This window comes from Salinisphaera orenii subsp. halophila YIM 95161 (assembly GCF_003732545.1).
Taxonomy (GTDB): domain Bacteria; phylum Pseudomonadota; class Gammaproteobacteria; order Nevskiales; family Salinisphaeraceae; genus Salinisphaera; species Salinisphaera orenii_A.
Map to the genome: position 1 here is coordinate 1 of NZ_AYKF01000105.1, position 18,437 is coordinate 18,437.

At 66.0% G+C, this 18,437-nt stretch carries 14 protein-coding genes, 4 tRNA genes and 1 other RNA gene; 5 read left to right on the forward strand and 14 right to left on the reverse strand.

From position 1 onward, the window contains the following. Positions 1-110: 110 nt before the first annotated feature. The 4 genes from SAHL_RS13235 to SAHL_RS13250 form a co-directional block, all read right to left on the reverse strand. Positions 111-185 (reverse strand) — tRNA-Thr (locus SAHL_RS13235). Positions 186-220: 35 nt separating this feature from the next. Beyond that, a tRNA-Gly gene (locus SAHL_RS13240) sits at positions 221-294 on the reverse strand. Between the two features lie 437 nt (positions 295-731). Next, positions 732-861: non-coding RNA, RtT sRNA (locus SAHL_RS13245), on the reverse strand. Positions 862-906: 45 nt separating this feature from the next. Beyond that, a tRNA-Tyr gene (locus SAHL_RS13250) sits at positions 907-991 on the reverse strand. Between the two features lie 100 nt (positions 992-1,091). Here SAHL_RS13250 and SAHL_RS13255 point away from each other — a divergent pair. Next, positions 1,092-2,006, forward strand: coding sequence for a LysR family transcriptional regulator (locus SAHL_RS13255; RefSeq protein ID WP_123591893.1), 915 nt, complete (start codon positions 1,092-1,094; stop codon positions 2,004-2,006). 248 nt (positions 2,007-2,254) lie between these two features. On the opposite strand, the gene SAHL_RS13260 is transcribed toward SAHL_RS13255, so the two are convergent. The 10 genes from SAHL_RS13260 to SAHL_RS13305 form a co-directional block, all read right to left on the reverse strand. Beyond that, complete coding sequence (locus SAHL_RS13260; RefSeq protein ID WP_123591894.1) at positions 2,255-2,482, reverse strand: formate dehydrogenase subunit delta; 228 nt, start codon at positions 2,480-2,482, stop codon at positions 2,255-2,257. Positions 2,483-2,550: 68 nt separating this feature from the next. After that, entirely contained in the window at positions 2,551-5,463 is a 2,913-nt protein-coding gene (gene fdhF, locus SAHL_RS13265; protein ID WP_123591895.1) for a formate dehydrogenase subunit alpha, read from the reverse strand. 39 nt (positions 5,464-5,502) lie between these two features. Next, positions 5,503-7,041, reverse strand: a complete 1,539-nt coding sequence (locus SAHL_RS13270) for an NADH-ubiquinone oxidoreductase-F iron-sulfur binding region domain-containing protein (RefSeq protein WP_123591896.1) — start codon at positions 7,039-7,041, stop codon at positions 5,503-5,505. Then, complete coding sequence (locus SAHL_RS13275; RefSeq protein ID WP_123591897.1) at positions 7,038-7,508, reverse strand: NAD(P)H-dependent oxidoreductase subunit E; 471 nt, start codon at positions 7,506-7,508, stop codon at positions 7,038-7,040. Before SAHL_RS13275 ends, SAHL_RS13270 begins: the two co-directional genes overlap by 4 nt. Positions 7,509-7,803: 295 nt before the next feature. After that, positions 7,804-7,879: transfer RNA gene (locus SAHL_RS13280), tRNA-Thr, on the reverse strand. Positions 7,880-7,912: 33 nt separating this feature from the next. Then, positions 7,913-8,659 carry a type III pantothenate kinase gene (locus SAHL_RS13285; RefSeq protein ID WP_123591898.1) on the reverse strand — a complete coding sequence of 249 codons (747 nt, stop codon included), beginning with the start codon at positions 8,657-8,659 and terminating at the stop codon, positions 7,913-7,915. Then, a complete protein-coding gene (locus SAHL_RS13290) occupies positions 8,656-9,615 on the reverse strand; it encodes a biotin--[acetyl-CoA-carboxylase] ligase (protein ID WP_123591899.1) in 960 nt (319 codons plus the stop codon). The genes SAHL_RS13285 and SAHL_RS13290 overlap by 4 nt, the downstream gene beginning before the upstream one ends. Further along, positions 9,612-10,229: a glycerol-3-phosphate 1-O-acyltransferase PlsY gene (gene plsY / locus SAHL_RS13295; RefSeq protein WP_123591900.1), complete on the reverse strand. Its 618-nt coding sequence runs from the start codon at positions 10,227-10,229 to the stop codon at positions 9,612-9,614. The genes SAHL_RS13290 and plsY overlap by 4 nt, the downstream gene beginning before the upstream one ends. A 3-nt stretch (positions 10,230-10,232) precedes the next feature. After that, positions 10,233-12,080, reverse strand: coding sequence for an AMP-dependent synthetase/ligase (locus tag SAHL_RS13300; protein WP_123591901.1), 1,848 nt, complete (start codon positions 12,078-12,080; stop codon positions 10,233-10,235). After that, complete coding sequence (locus tag SAHL_RS13305) at positions 12,061-13,854, reverse strand: M61 family metallopeptidase (RefSeq protein WP_123591902.1); 1,794 nt, start codon at positions 13,852-13,854, stop codon at positions 12,061-12,063. The genes SAHL_RS13300 and SAHL_RS13305 overlap by 20 nt, the downstream gene beginning before the upstream one ends. Before the next feature lie 170 nt (positions 13,855-14,024). Here SAHL_RS13305 and SAHL_RS13310 point away from each other — a divergent pair, with 170 nt between their 5' ends. The 4 genes from SAHL_RS13310 (at position 14,025) to SAHL_RS13325 (ending at position 18,396) form a co-directional block, all read left to right on the forward strand. Then, positions 14,025-15,848, forward strand: a complete 1,824-nt coding sequence (locus SAHL_RS13310; RefSeq protein WP_281273023.1) for a pilus assembly protein TadG-related protein — start codon at positions 14,025-14,027, stop codon at positions 15,846-15,848. A gap of 370 nt (positions 15,849-16,218) precedes the next feature. After that, positions 16,219-16,659, forward strand: a complete 441-nt coding sequence (locus SAHL_RS13315) for a hypothetical protein (protein ID WP_184947684.1) — start codon at positions 16,219-16,221, stop codon at positions 16,657-16,659. 98 nt (positions 16,660-16,757) lie between these two features. Beyond that, entirely contained in the window at positions 16,758-17,495 is a 738-nt protein-coding gene (locus SAHL_RS13320) for a DnaJ domain-containing protein (protein ID WP_123591905.1), read from the forward strand. A gap of 262 nt (positions 17,496-17,757) precedes the next feature. Then, a complete protein-coding gene (locus SAHL_RS13325; RefSeq protein WP_221177961.1) occupies positions 17,758-18,396 on the forward strand; it encodes a hypothetical protein in 639 nt (212 codons plus the stop codon). Positions 18,397-18,437 lie beyond the last annotated feature (41 nt).

Sequence of the window (18,437 nt, forward strand, 5' to 3'; positions counted from 1 at the left end):
TTGCCTCGCCTTTCCGCCGTTGGGCCTGCGTATACCAACCGAAACGAAACGCAGCGCAGTCGCTCGCCGTCCCGGCTACCGAACGCGGGCGATGACACACCCGCCGAATATGGAGCCCATGACCGGACTTGAACCGGTGACCTCTTCCTTACCAAGGAAGTGCTCTACCGCTGAGCTACATGGGCCGCTGATTGTTCATCCCAGCAACGACGGGCGTCGCTGGAGCGGGCGACCGGAATCGAACCGGCATCATCAGCTTGGAAGGCTGAGGTTCTACCGTTGAACTACGCCCGCGCTTGCCACCTTCCAACTGCTTCGAGCCGCCGGGGCCGACCGACTTTTCGTCGAGCCGTCCACGCGACCCTGTCTTGCCACGATCTACGGCGCGTCGACCGCCTGCGCCGATACAGCGACGCCTACTCCCGTGATCGGTCGCGTAGCGCAGCCGGCTTCCGACTGCCTCGCGCGCTCGTCAAGCCGATTCGGCTCGACACGATCCCGGATCAACCGCCGTTGCCGACTTGCGTCCGTCGCCTGCAACGCTGTGAACCTGACTGGCGGAAACAGAGGATTAGTCGCGGCTTCGCCGCTCACCTCTCGGGCCGGTCGCGTTCCGCGACCGTTCTCGGTCGCTTCGCGCCCTCGTCGAACCTCTCGGTTCGAACCCTCCTCGGTCCGGCTTTGCGCTTGCCGCGACCACCAGTTGTTGCTAATTACCTCTATTGTTCAAGTGGTGGAGGGAGGAGGATTACTCGACGCTTCGCGTCTCGCCCTTCGGGCCGGTGTCGCTTCGCTCCACCGTTCTCGCGCTGCGCGCTCGTCGAACCTCTCGGTTCGAACCCTCCTCAGTCCGGCCTTGCGCTTGCCGCGACCACCAGTTGTTGCTAATTACCTCTATTGTTCAAGTGGTGGAGGGAGGAGGATTCGAACCTCCGAAGGCTGAGCCGACAGATTTACAGTCTGTTCCCTTTGACCGCTTGGGTATCCCTCCACAATCGAGCCGCGCATTGTTGGCAATCGCGCGCCCGATGTCAACCGTTCTCGCACGGTATGCTGGCCGGGTCTTGCGGCCAGACCGGGGAGCGAACGCCATGGACATCCGGCAACTGCAGTATCTCGTCGCGCTCGCCGAAGAGCGCCACTTCACGCGTGCGGCCGAACGCTGCCACGTCACCCAGCCGACGCTGTCGGGCCGGATCCGCCAGCTCGAGCAGGAACTCGGCGTGCCCATCGTCGAACGCGGCCAGCGCTATCACGACCTGACCGCCGAGGGGCAGCGCGTGCTGCAGTGGGCCCAGGCCATCCTGCGCGACTGCAACGCCATGACCGAGGAGCTGACCGCGCTCAAGGGCGGCCTGGCCGGCCGGCTGGCGCTGGGCGTCGTGCCGTCCGCGCTGCCGATGGTCGTGGCGCTCACCCAGGCCATGCGCCGGCGACACGCGGACGCGCGTTTCGCCGTGTACTCACGCACCTCCGACGAGATCCTGCGCGAGGTCCAGGAATTCCAGCTCGACGCCGGCATCACCTATCTCGACAACGAACCCGTGCGGCACATGACCACGCTCGATCTCTACGCAGAGCGGTATCGCCTGTTCGTGCCGCACGACCACGCGCTGGCGGCGCGCACGAGCATCGGCTGGGCGGAGGCCGCGACCGAGACGTTCTGCCTGCTGACCCCGAACATGCAGAACCGCCGGATCATCAATCAGGCCTTCGAGGCCGCCGGCGTCCAGCCCGAGCCGCCGATCGAGACCGACTCGATCATCAACGTCTGGGCCCACATCAAGTTCGCCGGTCTGTCGAGCATCCTGCCCGAGTACTTCAACGAACTGCTCGCCCCGGACACGGCGATACGCAGCATACCGCTGGAACACTCGGGCCCCGCGCACCGGGTCGGCCTGATCACGCTCGAACGCGATCCGCTGTCGCCGCTGGTCTCGGCGCTGTTCGACACCTGCCGCGACCGGCGCTTCTTTCCGCTCGATATCGAGGCCACCAACCGGTGAGCGGCCGACAGGCACGCGGGTCCGCGACGGCAGCGACGAGCGGCCATCGACCCGTGCCCGCGCTCGGGACGCGACCGGTCGCGCCGACACGAGGCGGATACCGCCGCCGGGTTCGACGCCGGGACGACCCTACCGGATAGCCCTGCGACTGCGCGGAAGCGGGCTGTGCCGAGGCCTGTCGCGCGGGCGGCAGCCATCGCTCGCCAACGAAGCCGGTGTGCCGGCCAAGGGCGAGGTCGCCGCGCCGTCTATACCGGCTGACCGGCCTCGTCCTGCAGCTGGGTCGCGGCCCACAGCACGAGCGGGTGCAGCCCTTCGCCGCCGGCACCGGCGTAGTTGATCAGCTGGGTCCGCATGCGGGGTTCCCAGAACTTGCGGATGTGCCCGCGCACGCCCTCCTTGGCCCGATCCTCGGGATAGGCGCTGAAATACTGGGCGATCTGATTCGCCTGTCGCACCATTTTCTCGTCGTCCATGACCTACTCCCGCGTCGCGGACCGGCCGGCCCGCGACATGCCGGCCGGCCCTGCGTGGCATTCCTGCGTCATTCCGCCGGTTCCCAGTCGTCGTCGCTGGCCTCCTCGACGCTGGCGGCGACCGTATCCGGCGCACGCACCGACTGGTTGCCCTCGATGCGCTGCATCTGATCGCGCGTGTCCATGTAACGGCGCTGCCACTCGGACAGCGTGTTGCACGGCCGCACCTCGACGGCGGTGACCTTGTACTCGGGGCATTCCGTGGCCCAGTCGGAGTATTCGGTGGTGATCACGTTCGCGGCCGTCTCCGGGAAATGGAAGGTGGTGTAGACCACGCCCGGCGTCATGCGCTCGCTGACCTTCGCCCGCAGGGTCGTCTCCCCCATGCGCGAGGCCACGGCCACGAGCGTGCCGTCCTTGATGCCGCGCACCTCGGCGTCCGAGGGATGCAGCTCCAGCCAGTCCTCGGCGTGCCACAGGCGATTGGCCGTGCGCCGGGTCTGGGCGCCGACGTTGTACTGCGACAGGATCCGCCCGGTCGTGAGCAGCAGCGGGAACCGGCGATTGGCCCGCTCGTCCGTGGGCACGAACGGGGTGAGCATGAACTTGCCCTTGCCGCGCACGAAGTTGTCGACGTGCATGACGGGCGTGCCTTCCGGATGCTCGTCGTTGCAGGGCCACTGCACGCTGCCGAGCGCGTCGATCTTGTCGAAGCTCACGCCGCGGAACGTCGGCGTGGTGCGCGCGATCTCGTCCATGATCTCCGACGGATGGCCGTAGTTCATCGGATAACCGAGCGCCTGCGCCAGCATCTGGGTGACCTCCCAGTCGGCGTAGCCGCCGGGCGCCGTGCGGATCTTGCGCACCCGATTGATGCGGCGCTCGGCGTTGGTGAAGGTGCCGTCCTTCTCCAGGAAGGTCGAGCCCGGCAGAAACACATGGGCGTAGCTGGCCGTCTCGTTCAGGAAGATGTCCTGAATGATCACGCACTCCATGGCCGCCAGCCCGGCGGCGATGTGCTTGATGTTGGGATCGGACTGGAGAATGTCCTCGCCCTGGACGTACAGCGCCTTGAAGGTGCCGCCGGTGGCCGCGTCGATCATGTTGGGAATGCGCAGGCCCGGCTCGTCGTCGAGCTTGACGCCCCATTCGGCCTCGTAGATGTCGCGCACGCCCTGGTCCGAGATATGGCGATAGCCGGGCAGCTCGTGCGGGAACGAGCCCATGTCGCAGGAGCCCTGGACGTTGTTCTGGCCGCGCAGCGGATTCACGCCCACGCCCGGCCGGCCGATGTTGCCGGTCGCCATGGCGATGTTGGCCATGCCCATGACCATGGTCGAGCCCTGGCTGTGCTCGGTCACACCCAGGCCGTAGTAGATGGCCGCATTGCCGCCGGTCGCGTACAGCCGCGCGGCCTCGCGCAGCGCGTCGGCGGGCACGCCGGTGTACTGCGCCGTGTGCTCGGGGCTGTTCTCCTCGCGCAGGATGAACTCGCGCCAGGCGTCGTATTCCTCGACGTCGCAGCGCTGCTCGACGAAGGCGCGGTTCTCCAGCCCTTCGGCGAGCACGGTGTGCGCCAGCGCATTGACCAGGGCCACGTTCGTGCCCGGCTGCAGCTGCAGGTGATGCTCGGCCGCGACGTGCGGCGAGCGCACCAGGTCGATCGCCCGCGGGTCGACCACGATCAGGCGCGCGCCCTCGCGCAGCCGTTTCTTCATCTGCGAGGCGAACACCGGATGGGCGTCGGTCGGATTCGCGCCGATGACCAGCATGACGTCGGATTTCTCGACCGAATCGAAATCCTGGGTGCCGGCCGAGGTGCCGAACGTCGAGTTCAGCCCGTAGCCGGTCGGCGAGTGGCACACGCGGGCACAGGTATCGACGTTGTTGGTGCCGAACACCGCCCGCGCCATCTTCTGGACCAGATAGGTCTCTTCGTTGGTGCAGCGCGACGACGTGATCGCACCCAGCGCGGTGCTCCCGTGCTTGTCGCGGATACCGTTGATGCGCTCGACCGCGAAGCTCATCGCCTCGTCCCAGCTCACCTCGCGCCAGGGGTCGGTGATCTTGTCGCGCACCATCGGCTTGGTGATCCGATCCGGATGGTTGGTGTAACCCCAGGCGAAGCGCCCCTTGACGCAGGAGTGGCCGTGGTTGGCCTTGCCCTCCTTGGCCGGGACCATGCGCACGACCTCGTCGCCCTTGAGCTCGGCATTGAACGAACAGCCCACGCCGCAGTACGCGCAGGTGGTGGTGACCGAACGTTCGGGCATGCCCTGTTCGACGACGTTCTTCTCCACCAGCGCTTCCGTCGGACAGGCCTGCACGCAGGCGCCGCAGGACACGCACTCGGAATTGAGGAAATCGTCGCTGTCGGTGCCGGCGCTGATCATCGACGCGAAACCGCGGCCATCGACCGTCAGCGCGAACGTGCCCTGGACTTCGTCACAGGCACGCACGCAGCGCGAACACACGATGCAGCGCGACGAATCGAAATCGAAGTACGGATTGGAGTCGTCGATCACCGCATCCTGGTGATTGCGGCCCTCCTTGTCGTAGCGCACCTCGCGCACGTCCAGATCCCGCGCCAGACGCAGCAGCTCGTCGTCGCCGACATCACCGGTCTCGACCTTGCTCGCGCCCGGGTGATCGGACAGATAGAGCTCGATCACGCCGCGTCGCAGCTGGTTGAGCTTGTCGCTGACCGTGCGGACTTCCATGCCCTCGGCGACCTCGGTGGTGCAGGAGGCCGGATAGCCGCGCTTGCCCTCGATCTCGACCAGGCACAGACGGCAGGAGCCGAAGGGCTCGACGTTGTCGGACGCACAGAGCTTGGGCACGTCGATACCGGATTCGATCGCCGCGCGCATGACGGACGTGCCCGCGGGCACCGTCACCGACCGGCCGTCGATCTCCAGCGTGACCTGGGTGTCCGACTCGCGCCGGGGCGTGCCGTAGTTGATGGGGTTGACGGATGCCATGACGACCTCCTCTTTTGTTATGTGACCCAGCGAGCGGCGCTAGGCGGTCTCGGCGGGCTCGGCCACGCCGAAATCCTGGGGAAAGTGGTTGAGCGCGGACAGCACGGGATAGGGCGCCATGCCGCCGTGGGCGCACAGCGACCCGTTGATCATGGTGTCGCAGAGCTCGCGCAGCAGCGTGATGTCGGCGTCGGTGTCGCGCGCCTCGATGATGCGGTCGATGACCTCCTGCGCCCGCACCGATCCCACGCGACAGGGCGTGCACTTGCCGCAGGACTCGATGTCGCAGAACTCCATGGCGAAGCGCGCCTGCTGCGCCATGTCCACCGTGTCGTCGAAGACCACCACGCCGCCGTGGCCGATCATCGCGTTCTTTTCGGCCAGCTCCTCGTAGCCCAGCGGCGTATCGAAATGCGATGCCGGCACATAGGCGCCCAGCGGCCCGCCGATCTGGGCGGTGCGCACCGGCCGGCCCGACACCGAGCCGCCGCCGATGTCGTTGATCAGGTGATCGAGCGTGACGCCGAAGGGCATCTCGTAGAGCCCGGGCCGGGCGACATTGCCGCACAGCTGGATCGTGAGCGTGCCGCGCGACTTGTTGATGCCGAAATCATGATAGCTGGCCGCGCCCTGGGCCATGATGGCGGGCACCGTGGACAGCGAGATCACGTTGTTGATGACCGTGGGCCGGCCCATGAAGCCCTGGATCGCCGGCAGTGGCGGCTTGAACCGCACCAGCCCGCGCTTGCCTTCGAGGGATTCCAGCAACGAGGTCTCCTCGCCGCAGATGTAGGCGCCGGCGCCCACGCGGACCTCGATGTCGAAGGCCTTGCCGGAACCGAGCACGTCGGCGCCGAGCATGCCCTGCTCGCGGGCGACCTCGATCGCGCGCTCGAGCGCCCGCTCGGCGTCCGGATACTCCGAACGCAGATAGATGTAGCCGTGTTCGGCGCCGACCGCGACGCCGGCGATGGCCATGCCCTCGAGCAGCGTGAACGGATCGCCCTCCATGATCATGCGATCGGCGAAGGTGCCCGAATCGCCCTCGTCCGCGTTGCAGACGATGTATTTGGGCGTCGCGGGCTGGTCGTGCACCGTCTGCCACTTGATGCCGGTGGGAAAGCCCGCGCCGCCGCGGCCGCGCAGCCCGGATTCCTTGACCGCGTCGACGATCGCCTGGCCGCTGTTCTCCAGCGCGGACCGCAGGCCGGCGGAACCGCCGTGGGCGACATACGCCTCCCAGTCCGTGGGCGCGATCACGCCGCAGCGGGCGAAGGTCAGCCGGCACTGGCCCTGGTCGCGCAGCAGCGTGTCGATGTCGCCCACGTAGCGCGGGTGGCTTTCGAAGTCGCCGGACTCGACGGCCGCCAGCAGATCCGGCACCTCGGCGGCCTCGACCGGCCCGAAGCCGATGCGTGCGCCGTCGTGCTCGATCTCGATCAGGGGTTCGAGCCAGTAGAAACCGCGCGAGCCGGTGCGCACCACGGCGTCGGCGCCGGTGTGCCGGGCGAGCGCATCCGCGGTCTCGTTCGCACCGATGGAGACCGCGGCGCTGTCGCAGGAGATGTAGTACGTCATGACGGCGCCCCCGCGCGGCCGCCGGCCGCGAACAGCGCACTGACCCGCTCCACGTTCATCCGGCCGATGGTGCGGCCGTCGAGCTGGACCGACGGCGCACAGGCGCAGTTGCCCAGACAGTAGACCGCCTCGAGATCGATGTCGGCGTCACCGCTGTCGGCCGCGGTCCGGGCGGCCGCCCAGACGTCGCGGCCGCCCACGGCCTGGCACGCCTCGGCGCGACAGACCTTCAGACTGTGCGAACGCGGCGGCTCGCGGTGAAAATCGTGATAGAAGGTGACCACGCCGTAGACCTCGGCGCGGGACAGATTCAGGGCCTGCGCGATCTCGCCGATCGCGGCATCGGGCACGTAGCCGAAATGGGCCTGCACGTCGTGCAGAATCGGCAGCACCGGCCCTTCCTCCGCTGCGTGACGCGCGCAGATCTCGGCTACCGCCGAATCCGCTTCGCCATTACTCCTCGCCATGTTCTCGACCTTCTGGACTGTCGTTATTTCCGTGTTCCACTCGGGTACGAGGCGGTAACACGCCATACCACAGAAATACACCTGTTCCAGAAGCTGTCAAATTGCCGCCGCCGATGACGCCATCGGCGCGCTCTATGGTGCAGCGCAGCGGCCCTTGTGCTGCCAAACGCGCCGGCCCGGTGGCGAGCGCCAGTCTGCGCCGGCCGGGCCCGTCACCGCAGGCTTCGCGGATGCGAGCCGGACGCATCGGGCGCGCCGCTGCGGCGCCGGCCCGGCGGCGGGAGATTGAAACCGATGGAGCCGGCGACCGGAATCGAACCGATGACCTGCTGTTTACAAGACAGCTGCTCTACCAACTGAGCTACGCCGGCATGGGCGGGGCCGGGGCACGCCCCCGGCGGCCGTCATTCTGACGCCTGGACGAGGCCGTGACCACCCCGGCCCACGCGCTCGGCGTGCACGGCCAGCCCCTCGAGCACGAGGTGCGGCGCGATCTGCCAGACGTGGCTGAGCCGCGCGGCCACCAGCGGCGCCTCGCCGCCGGTCAGCAGCAGACGGTCCGGGGCGAGATCGACGGCCGCGGCATCCAGCAGCGCCAGCGCGCTGCGCAGCGTGCCCGCGGCGATCGCGCTGTCGGTGTCCCGCGCCAGCCAGGCGTGTTCGTCGGGCATGTGCGTCGGGCGCAGCTGGGTCGCCGCGCGCAGGGCGGAGCGCATGCTGGACACGCCGGGCGTGATCAGCCCGCCGCCGTGCCGGCCGTCCGCGCCGATCCAGTCGAGCGTGAGCGCGGTGCCGACGTCGGCGACCAGCACCGCGCCCTCGCCCCGGGCCTGGGCGGCGATGCAGGCCATCCAGCGGTCCACGCCCAGCTGCTGCGGATCGGCATAGCCGTTGACCAGCGCTCCCGAGCGCGCGGCACTGACGACCCGGTGCAGCGCGATCCCGCAGTGCGCCGCGTGCGCGGCCAGCACGTCCGCCGCGCTGTCGTGCGCGACGCTGGCGGCGTAGATCGCCTCGACCCCGGCGCGCGGCAGCTGGCCGGTCCAGTCCGCGAGCTCGCCGCGCCAGACCGCGCCGGTATCGGCGAGCACGCCCTCGCGCGCCAGCCCCCACTTCACGCGGGTGTTGCCGATGTCGACCAGCAGGTTCATGCGCCGAGCCGCAGGCTGACATCGCCCGAATAGACGGGCCGCGTCCGCCCGCCGATCTCGACCTGCAGCGCGCCGTCCGGGCCGATGCCGCGGGCGATGCCCACCTGCTCGCCGTCGCCCTCGATCACGCGCACCGGCGCATCGCGAGCGACATCGAAGACCGGCCAGCGGGCCTGGAACGGCTCGAAACCCTTCGACTGAAAGCCGTCCAGCGCCCGCAGCACGCCGCCCAGCACCACCCCGGCCACCGCGTTGCGGGGGCCGAGGCGGTCCATGTGATCGGCCAGACGGGTCCAGGGCTGGTCGATGTCGACCGCCTGCATGGTCAGATTCAGGCCGATGCCGACGATCACGCGGGCGCCGCCGCCGATCTCGCCGCGATGCTCGATGAGAATGCCGCCGAGCTTGCGCCCGCCCGCCCAGAGATCGTTCGGCCACTTCAGCCCGATATCGCGCGCACCGAACGCGGTGAGCGCATCGGCGAGCGCCACCCCCACCGCCAGACTGAGCGCGCCGATCGGCGCCCGTGGCGCGCCCAGCGCGGCCGACACCGACAGATACAGATTCGCCCCGAACGGCGAGACCCAGCCGCGCGCGCCGCGACCGCGGCCGGCGGACTGAGACTCGGCGAGCAGCGCCGCGGTCCCGGTCACCGGCGTCCGGGCGAGCTCGGCGTTGGTGGAATCGAGACGCTCGCGGACGTCGATCGTGTCCACGAGCGGGCCGACGTCGGCCGGCAGCGCGGCGCGAATGGCGGCGCTGTCCAGCAGCTCCAGCGGCGCGGCCAGCCGATAGCCGCGTCCGGCCACCGAGAACACGTCGAGTCCGCGCGCACGCAGATCCGCCACCCGGGCCGAGACCGCGGCCCGCGACACCCCCAGCGCCTGGGCGAGCGCGGGCCCCCGGTGCCAGCCACCGTCGGCCAGCAGGCCCGCGAGCGTGGGCGCCTCGCTCACGGTTTGCGCCACATCACACGCGTGAACCGGTGCTCCCGGCCGGCGCGCATGCGCTGGACGTTGGCCCGGTGGGTCCAGATGATGAGCGCCGTCATCGCGATCGCGAAAAGCTTGGCGGCGGCCAGCGCGCCGGGCGCGACGATCACCGCGAGCGCGATGCCGGCCATGCCGACCATGGTCGAAAAACCGACGTAGCCGGTGGTCGTCAGCGCCGCGATCCAGACCGCGAAGCCCACCAGCAGCGCCATCGGCATCAGCGCCAGCAGCACGCCGATCAGCGTGGCCGCGCCCTTGCCGCCGCGGAAGCCGAAGAACACGGGGTAGACGTGGCCGATGACCGCGGCCGCGCCGCACGCCAGCGCCCCGCTGCGATCGAGCCCGAACAGCGCGGGCAGCGCGAGTGCGGCGAGCAGGCCCTTGACCAGGTCGAAGACCAGCACCGCTGCCCCGAAGGCGCGACCGCCGGTGCGCAGGGCGTTGGTCGCGCCGGCGTTGCCGCTGCCCGCGCCACGTACGTCCACGGCGCCGAAAAAGCGCGCGAGCAACAGGCTGCCCGACAGCGAGCCGAGCAGATAGGCGGCCGCCACGGCCAGACACAGCACGAGCGCGTTCATCCCCTACCCCAGATTGGTATTCTGCGATACGTCCATCTTCTCGCCCGGCGTGCGACGCCCGTACAACCGGGTGATCTCGCGAGCATAGCAGCGCGCGACCCGGCGTCGCCGGATCTTGCCGGTCGCGGTGACCAGCCCGTTGTGCTCGCTCCAGCGATCGGTGGTGATCGCCACACGCCGGATCTGCGCATGGGTCGGATAGCCGGCGAGCAGCACGGCGAAGCGCTCGATGAAGAAATTCTCCAGCCGCGCGCTGATCAGACTCGCCGGCGCCGCCGGGTCCAGCGACAGGCGCTGCATCACCGGTGTCAGCGTCTCGGCCGAACAGCTCACGACCGCCGCCAGCACCGGCCGGGCCTCGCCGACCACCACCGCGCGCTCGACCAGCTCGTCCAGCTGCAGCGTCTCCTCGATCGGCTCCGGCGAGGCCTTCTCGCCGGTGGTCATCACCACGATCTCCTTCATGCGCCCGGTGAGATAGAGCCGCTGCTTGTCCAGCCGGCTGACCTTGTCGCCGGTGTGCAGCCAGCCGCCCGCGGCCAGCGACGTATCGCTGACCGCCGGCCGGTTCCAGTAGCCGCGCATCACCCCGGGGCCGCGCACGAGCAGTTCGTTGTCGGGCCCGATCTTGGTCTCGATGCCGTCGAGCACCCGACCGACGCTGTCCAGCTGGTTGTCGTCGATGCGGTTCACGCTGACCACCGGGCCCGCCTCGGTCAGGCCGTAGCCCTGCAGCACCGGCAGGCCGAGGCCGACCAGCGTGCACGCGACCGGGTACGGCAGCGCCGCCGCGCCCGAGATCGCGACCTCCATCTGGCCGCCGAACCGGCGCAGACACGGGCGCGCCACGAAGTAGCGCAGCAGCGGCCAGAGCAGGTGCCGCGCGCGCCGGCGGCTGCGCCCCTGTTGGCGCTCGAACACGGACTGGCCGGTGGCGATCGTCAGGCGCACCAGCCGCTGCATGAAACGCGGCTGGCGCGCGATCCAGCGGTTGAGCTCCACATAGAAGCGCTCGTAGATCCGCGGCACGCCGACCAGCGTGGTGATCGGCGCCCGTGCCAGCGTCAGCCCGAGAAACCGCGGATGGCGGCAGAAGGTGATCACCGCGCCCACGATCATCGCGCGATAGGCGTTGACCACGCGTTCGTAGCTGTGCGGCAGCGGCACGTAGGACAGCGCGTGCTCGTCGTCGATCGCCGGCAGAGCATCCGCCGTGGCGTGGGCGTTGGACAGCAGATTGGCGTGGGTGAGCATCGCGCCGCGGGCCCGCCCGGCCGAGCCCGAGGTGTAGATGAGGCTGGCCAGGGCGCCGGCTTCGGCGCGATCCGGCGGCGCCGCGTCCCGATGCACGGCCAGCGCGGCGTCCGCACTGGCGATGCGCGTGTTCTCGGGCGGCTCCCCCGAGAAGATCAGCGCCCGCTCGAGGTCGGGGCAGTCGTCGGCCGCCAGAATGCGCTCCGCCCAGCGCGCCTTGACCGCGACCAGCAGGCGCGCGCCGCTGTCGGCGATGAGATGGGCGTTGCTGGCCGGCGTGTCGTTGCAGAACAGCCCCACGGTGATCGCGCCCAGCGACATCACCGCCTGGTCCACGCACAGCCATTCCGGGCTGTTGCGCAGCATGATCGCCACCCGGTCGCCGCGGCCGATACCGGCCGCGTCGAGCACCGCGCGCCAGGCCGCCACGCGGTCCGCGGCCTGGGCCCAGGTCAGCTCGACCCAGGCGTGGCGGCGCGGCGAATAGAACCGATAGGCCAGCGCATCCGGACTGCGGGCCACGCGCGCGGCGAACAGGCCGCAGAGCGTGTCGGCCGCCTCGGGCGCGATCCAGTGTTCAGGACGCGTCGTGGCCATGGCTCAACCAGCGGCGGCGCCGGGCGTGGGCGGCAGCGTCCGCGCTGTCGTCGATGGTCAGATGCCACTCGGGGGCGGCGGCCGCGGCGAGCGTGACCGTGCGCTCGAGCAGTTCGTCGCCGCGCAGCAGATGGACGGCGATCCGGGCGCCGGCCGGATGGCGTGCCAACCGCCCGCCGAGACCGTCGTCGACGGCCAGCCCGTCGAAGGCGATCAACCGATCGCCCGCCGCCAGGCCCGCGGCCCGGGCCGGCGTGCCGTCGAGCACGTGCAGGACCCGCGGCAGCTCGCCGGCGGCCAGCCGCAGCCCCAGCCGGCCGAGCAGCGCCGCCTCGTCGTCGCCGGCCGGCGCGCAGGTCGCACGCACGCCGAAAGCGGCCAGACGTTCGGCCCAGGGCGCATCCGCGGTGGTGTTCAGGTGATGATCGAAGAACGCCGCCAGCTCCAGACCGCTGACGCGGCCGGCGATCTCCGCCAGCCCGTTCTCCGGCATCGGCGTGTGATGCCGGCCGTATTCGCTCCAGGCGCGGCGCATGACGTCGTCGAGGCTCGCCCGCTCGCCGGTATCCAGGCGCAGCATCAGATCCAGCGCCAGTGCGAACTGGGCGCCCTTGCCGTAATAGCTGACCACCGCGTTCGGGGTGTTCTCGTCCGGGCGGTAGAACTTCAGCCAGGCGTCGAAGCTGGACTGGGCCAGACTCTGGCGATGCCGACCCGGCGTGCGCTCGATCCGCGTGGCCAGGCGCGCCAGACGATCGAGATAGGCCTGCTCGTCGATCAGCCCGGCGCGCACCAGGGCCAGGTCGTCGTAATACGACGTCACGCCCTCGTAGGCCCACAGATCGCGGAAATGCGCCTCCTCGGAGAGATCGCTCTCCGCCACCGCGGCCGGCCGGATCCGCTTGACGTTCCAGAGGTGGAAGTATTCGTGGCTGCACAGACCCAGCAGGGTCTCGTAGGCGGCACTGCGTTCGGCCGCGCCGTCCGCCGGGCCGAGCGCGGCCGGCAGCGCGTCGCGGGCCACCTGAAGCACGCTCGATTCGCGATGCTCGAGGCCGCCGTAGCCGCGGGCCACGATCTGGGCGAGGAACAGATACTGCGCCGCCGGCAGTTCGCCGAAGACCGCGGCCTGGGCCTCGCAGACCGCGGCCAGATCGGCGGCCAGACGCCGCGTGTCGGCGTCGTGACGCCCGAGCAGGACGAAGGCGTGCGGCACGTCGCGCACCGTGAACGGCACGTGCTCGATCGCCGCCCCCATGGCCACGGGCTGATCGATGAGATCCCAGTAGCTGTCCGCGTGATAGGTGCCGAAGCCGCGCCCATCCACCGAGTCCGCGGCCAGCGTGGTGGCGAGCTGCCAGCCGTCGATGCCCGTCGGCGGCGCCAGCGTCACCCGGCAGGGCGCGTTGGCCAACGCCTCCGGCCGGATCGCCAGCGACGTGAAATTGAAGAAACCGCGGCGGTCGTCGAGATAGGCCGCGCGCACGGAGGCATCCAGTGCATGAAACTCGCAGACGAGAACCAGCTCGGCCGTCGTCGGCAGGCATTCCCAGGACGCGCGCGTGACCGCGGTCACCGGCACGGCCTCGCCCTCGCAGTACGCGGCGATCGACAGCAGATGCCGGGCGAAATCACGGATCACGTAGCTGCCGGGGATCCAGGTCGCCAGATTCAGGCGCAGCGGCCGGCCGGGCCGCACGCGCGCCCGCATCTCGACGCGATAGCGATGCGCGGGCGCATCGACCGGCGTCACGGTGTACTCCAGCATGCTCATGCCTGTGCCTGTCTCGCCAGCTCCCCGTGAAGGCGGCGCAAGTCTACGCGCTCGATTGGCCGCTGCCCATGACCGTGTTCAGTCGCAGCCACAGCGGCCGATAGCCTGATACGAGTCGAAGTGTACGCCAGCCGCCCCAGGGCGACGCAGCACGGGGGAGACCGACCGAGGTGACACGCCGCCAACCACCAGCCGGTGCCCGGCGCCAGCGCGGCGCCATCCTGATCATGACCGCGGCGTTCATCGTCGCGGCCGTGGCGTTACTGGCCCTGGCGATCGATACCGGCCGGCTTTATGCGGCGCAGGCCAGGCTGCAAAGTGCCGCGAACCTAGCTACATTGGATGCCGCGCGAGCGATAAGCGCCTGCGGCATCGGCGAACCTGACGATCGACAGGCAGCGGCCGAGGCAGCAGTAGACAGCTCGCTCAGTCGCAATTTCGGCACCGACAGCGACAAGGTTACGTCTACGACGGATCTCGGAGTTCGAATCACCGAGGCCGATCTTTATGGTTTTCGATCCACCGAACAGTTATCGGCCGATTCGGCACGCGTCACGCTTTCGCGGCCGCCGCCCAAGCGGTTGCTCGGCGCACTTGAAGATGAACCTGTTGAGCTATCCGCAACGGCAGCCGCCATCAGTCAGCCGACGGCGAGCATCAGCGCGGGCAGCACGCTTCTGGATATTGGCGGCGTTGACGGTACGGACGGCCTGCTTTCGGCCCTACTCGGCGGTCCAGTCGGTCTTGATGTCGCTTCTTACAAGGGCTTGGCGGAGAGCGATATCACCATTGCTGATCTGATCGACGTCGACGCGCGCATCGCGAGCCTCGATGAATTGCTCGAAACTGAATTGAGTCTACCCGCGGCATTGGATCTTCTGGCTGGCGCGCTGAATACCACTACAGGCGGAGTCGATGATGTGGCCGCAGAGGCGCTAGGCACACTCGCAGATGTCGCCGACCCGAACCGCAAGGTAGTGTTCGGTGACGTTCTCAATATCGAAACGGGTCTCGAGAACACCCTCGATGCATTGCCCATAAACGCTGCGGACCTGCTAACTGGACTCGCCCAAGCGGCCAATACGGGCAGCCCAATCTCCCTACGATCGCGCATCGATCTCGGCGGCATCGCGAAGGTTGCCGCTGAGATCAACATCATCGAGCCGCGCCAGATCGACGTGGGCCGGGCAGGCCAAGATGAAAATGGCAACTTTCGGACCGTGGCGAGCACGGGCCAAGCCAACATCCAGCTGAATATCGAAGTACTGGGGGCACTTCCTGAAGAGCTTGGCGGTGCTCTGATAACACTACCGGTTTTCATCAAAGCGGCGAGCGCTGAAGCGCGCCTGAAAGACATCATCTGCGCCGGCCCTTCGAAGCCGTTCTCCCCGGAGAACGAACATACCGTCGAACTCGAAACCGATACCGCAGTCGCCACGATCGGTATCGGTGAATTCGAGAATATTGACCGCATCGACCCCGAGCCCGCTGACGAGGTCACACTGGTCAATGCGGTGGTAGCCCAGGTCGTCACCGATAGCTTGACGGTCAATCTGGGTTCGGCGGGTTGTGTCGACTACGGCACAGAGAACATCGTTTTCGATGGCCCCTTCCCACCCGAGTCCGGCGCCGAACGGCGGACCGACCGCGTTGGAGTACCACTAACCGATGCACTGAATTGCGGCCTGACCCGGCTATCATCACAACTCTTCGAGCCTGGCACGCTCGAAGTTCGCGTCCTGGGTGCGTGCATACCGATCCTTTGTCAGGTTACATCCAGCCTGCTCGCGCCCGTGGTGGGAACCGTCATCACATTGCTGCGACCCGTGCTGGACCTACTGGGAACGGCCCTATTGGATCCACTGTTCCGGCTCTTGGGCCTATCCGTTGGCACAGCCGACGTTTCGGTGAACGGTGTCGTCGCCAATAACCCGCGACTTTTCTGCACGTCGCGCGAGACTTGCGGGCTGGCGGGCGCTTCCCAAAATGACTAATTCATTCAGCGAAATTGCAAAAAGCGCACGAAATAGGAGGCGGGCACGAATGGCCTCGCGACCGATCCACGAATGCTGCCTCACCCGTCCGTACCCGATAATTCAGCGTGCCCTTATAACAACACCATCCATACGCAAATACCTATATTCAAAGCGCAAAAGCAGCGTTATACGAATTTCGGGTTGAGTGCTATACCTAGCAGTAGTCGTATACTTGGCGTTAGGCCGCCAAAGGAATATGAAGCTTTCGGAATTCGAAAATAAGCTTGCGTCTCTAATTGGCCAGCCAACGAGCCAAAGGCCGTTTGTCTGCGACGGGTCTCCATTGACCTGCGAAGCATTCATAGTCGGTTTCAATCCGGCGTCGAAAATGGAAACCGATTTTTGGCAATTTTGGCACTCGGGTTCGGGATTCGATAAAGATGCCTGGTTCGAAAGCTACAAGATTGAACGCGCCGCAAGGCCTCTAAGTTCGGGGCGTCAGCGTCGTAACACCGTCAGTACAACGCGCCGAGTTATTGAATGGGTTTTAGTTGCCGCTGCCCCGATTCGCTGCCTTGAAACCAATCTTTATGCCACCCCGTCTGAAACCGCTGGTGAGTTATCTAACCAGCAACGATGTTCGGATGTATTTCAGTTCCTATTATCTGCCATAAGGCCTCGGGTGATACTTGCTCACGGCAAAGATGCCTGCCGTCATCTGCAGATCGAAGATACAGACGCTCGAGTAATCGAGGCGAGCCACTTTTCGAGGGGCTGGTCAAAAATTCGGGCGCAGGAATTGGGACGTGAAATTGCCAACGAGAAATAGGCCCAAGGCCCAACAGGTCGCTGCAGTTGACCGCCCAAAGCGCTGCCGCGCTTCGGCCGGCAACTGAGCTTAGGCGTTAGGGCTCAAGGAGGCACCGCGTGGTAAACCAAAACTTCTCCGAGTTCGAGCTAATCGTAATTCGCAGCCAGAATGAACTTGGAACAGCGGTTCTACTCGTGTTGGCTTGGATTGCTGCCAGCGATGGCTCCATAGATGAAAGTGAGGCAAAGCAATTATCCGAAATATCTGTTGCCTCAAAGCACGGCCACGAAGTCGAGCCGTTACTTCGCCTAGTTAAAAACCACGATATAAAAGCGATTCAACTCGCATGTGAAATAGTTGCCAGCCATTTTCGAGGGGAGAAGGCTCGTTTGTTTCTGGAAATGGCGATTGGAATGTCAATCGCAGATGGCTATTTGCTACCAACGGAAAATCACATTCTTAGATTTCTGGCAGATTTGCTAGCAGTTGATAGCATTGGATTGAATTCTATATTTGAGGAAGTAACAGGCCGAGGAATACCAGATCCTTCGGATATAAGCTCATCCCGTTACTGGAAAAGCAGAGAACAAGCCAGAGCAAAATCAAACCAACAATCAGGCCGAGAAGAAAAAGCCAAATCAAGAACCCACTCCGGCAAGTCTGCCCAAGCGCATGCGGTGTTAGGTCTCGAGCCTGGAGCTAGTAAAGAAGAAATACGAAAAGCGTTCAGGCGTTTGGCTCAGGTTCACCACCCAGACAGATTTTCGTCGCTGGGGGAGGAATCGGTGGCCGCAGCTACAACGACCTTTCAAAGAATCAACGAGGCTTATGAATATCTGGTGAAACATGCGTAATTTGTATAGACGCCTTGGTATTGAACCTTCGGCCTCGGAGCAGGAAATAGAAACCGCAATAGCGAGGTGCACAAACTCAACCGTCAAATCTGACGGTGCCGAGGTTTTGCTTAATCAGTCGAGGCGCCGGAACTATGATCGAGTTCATAGAACTCTATGCGATATTGGGGTTCTGCGCGCTCATCTCGGATTATGTCACGGTAACAACTGGAGGAGCCCAGAGTCTGATGATTTCAGCGTTGAGCCAACTCACGGACTCTCTTTGCATAATGAACTCGTTGAAAAGATTAAGCGCTTCAACAAAAAATCGAAAGTTGATGAATTTGTAAATTCAGTTAAAGAATTCATTTCAGGCGTTTTCCGGCTCGCGGCTGTCCTTGGAGTGATAGCTGGCGTTATCTGGATAATATCGATTTCGGAAGATAGCTCTCGCTCGTCCAACACGACCAGCAGTAGCTATTCACCCCCTAAGCCGCCAGCATTTAATGAGCCGGCGCTTCAGCTTCCGCAATCGGGTACGATTCGCCGTTATACATCGCGGGCAGGCGTCGCCCCTCTAGAAATAAAAACAAGTGCTGGTTCGAACTATTTGGTGAAGCTCGAAGATGTTTCGAGCGGGAGTAACATATTGGATGTATTTGTTCGTGGCGGTTCAACCATAGAAATTGAGGTGCCTCTCGGAACATACCGCTTGAAATATGCGGCAGGCCAAACCTGGTATGGATACGAGCATTATTTTGGGCCTTCAACCGGATATAGCAAAGCTGATTCTAACTTTAGGTTCTACAACGATGGCTATAGGGTCAGTGGCTACACCGTCACCCTGTATCAAGTGCGCGATGGCAACCTTAGTACAAGCCGGTTGTCACCGGGGTTCTACCCCGTTTCCGCGGACGGTTGAGAACAGGTTAACGGGTATTTTCGGTCTTCGGCTGCCATGCG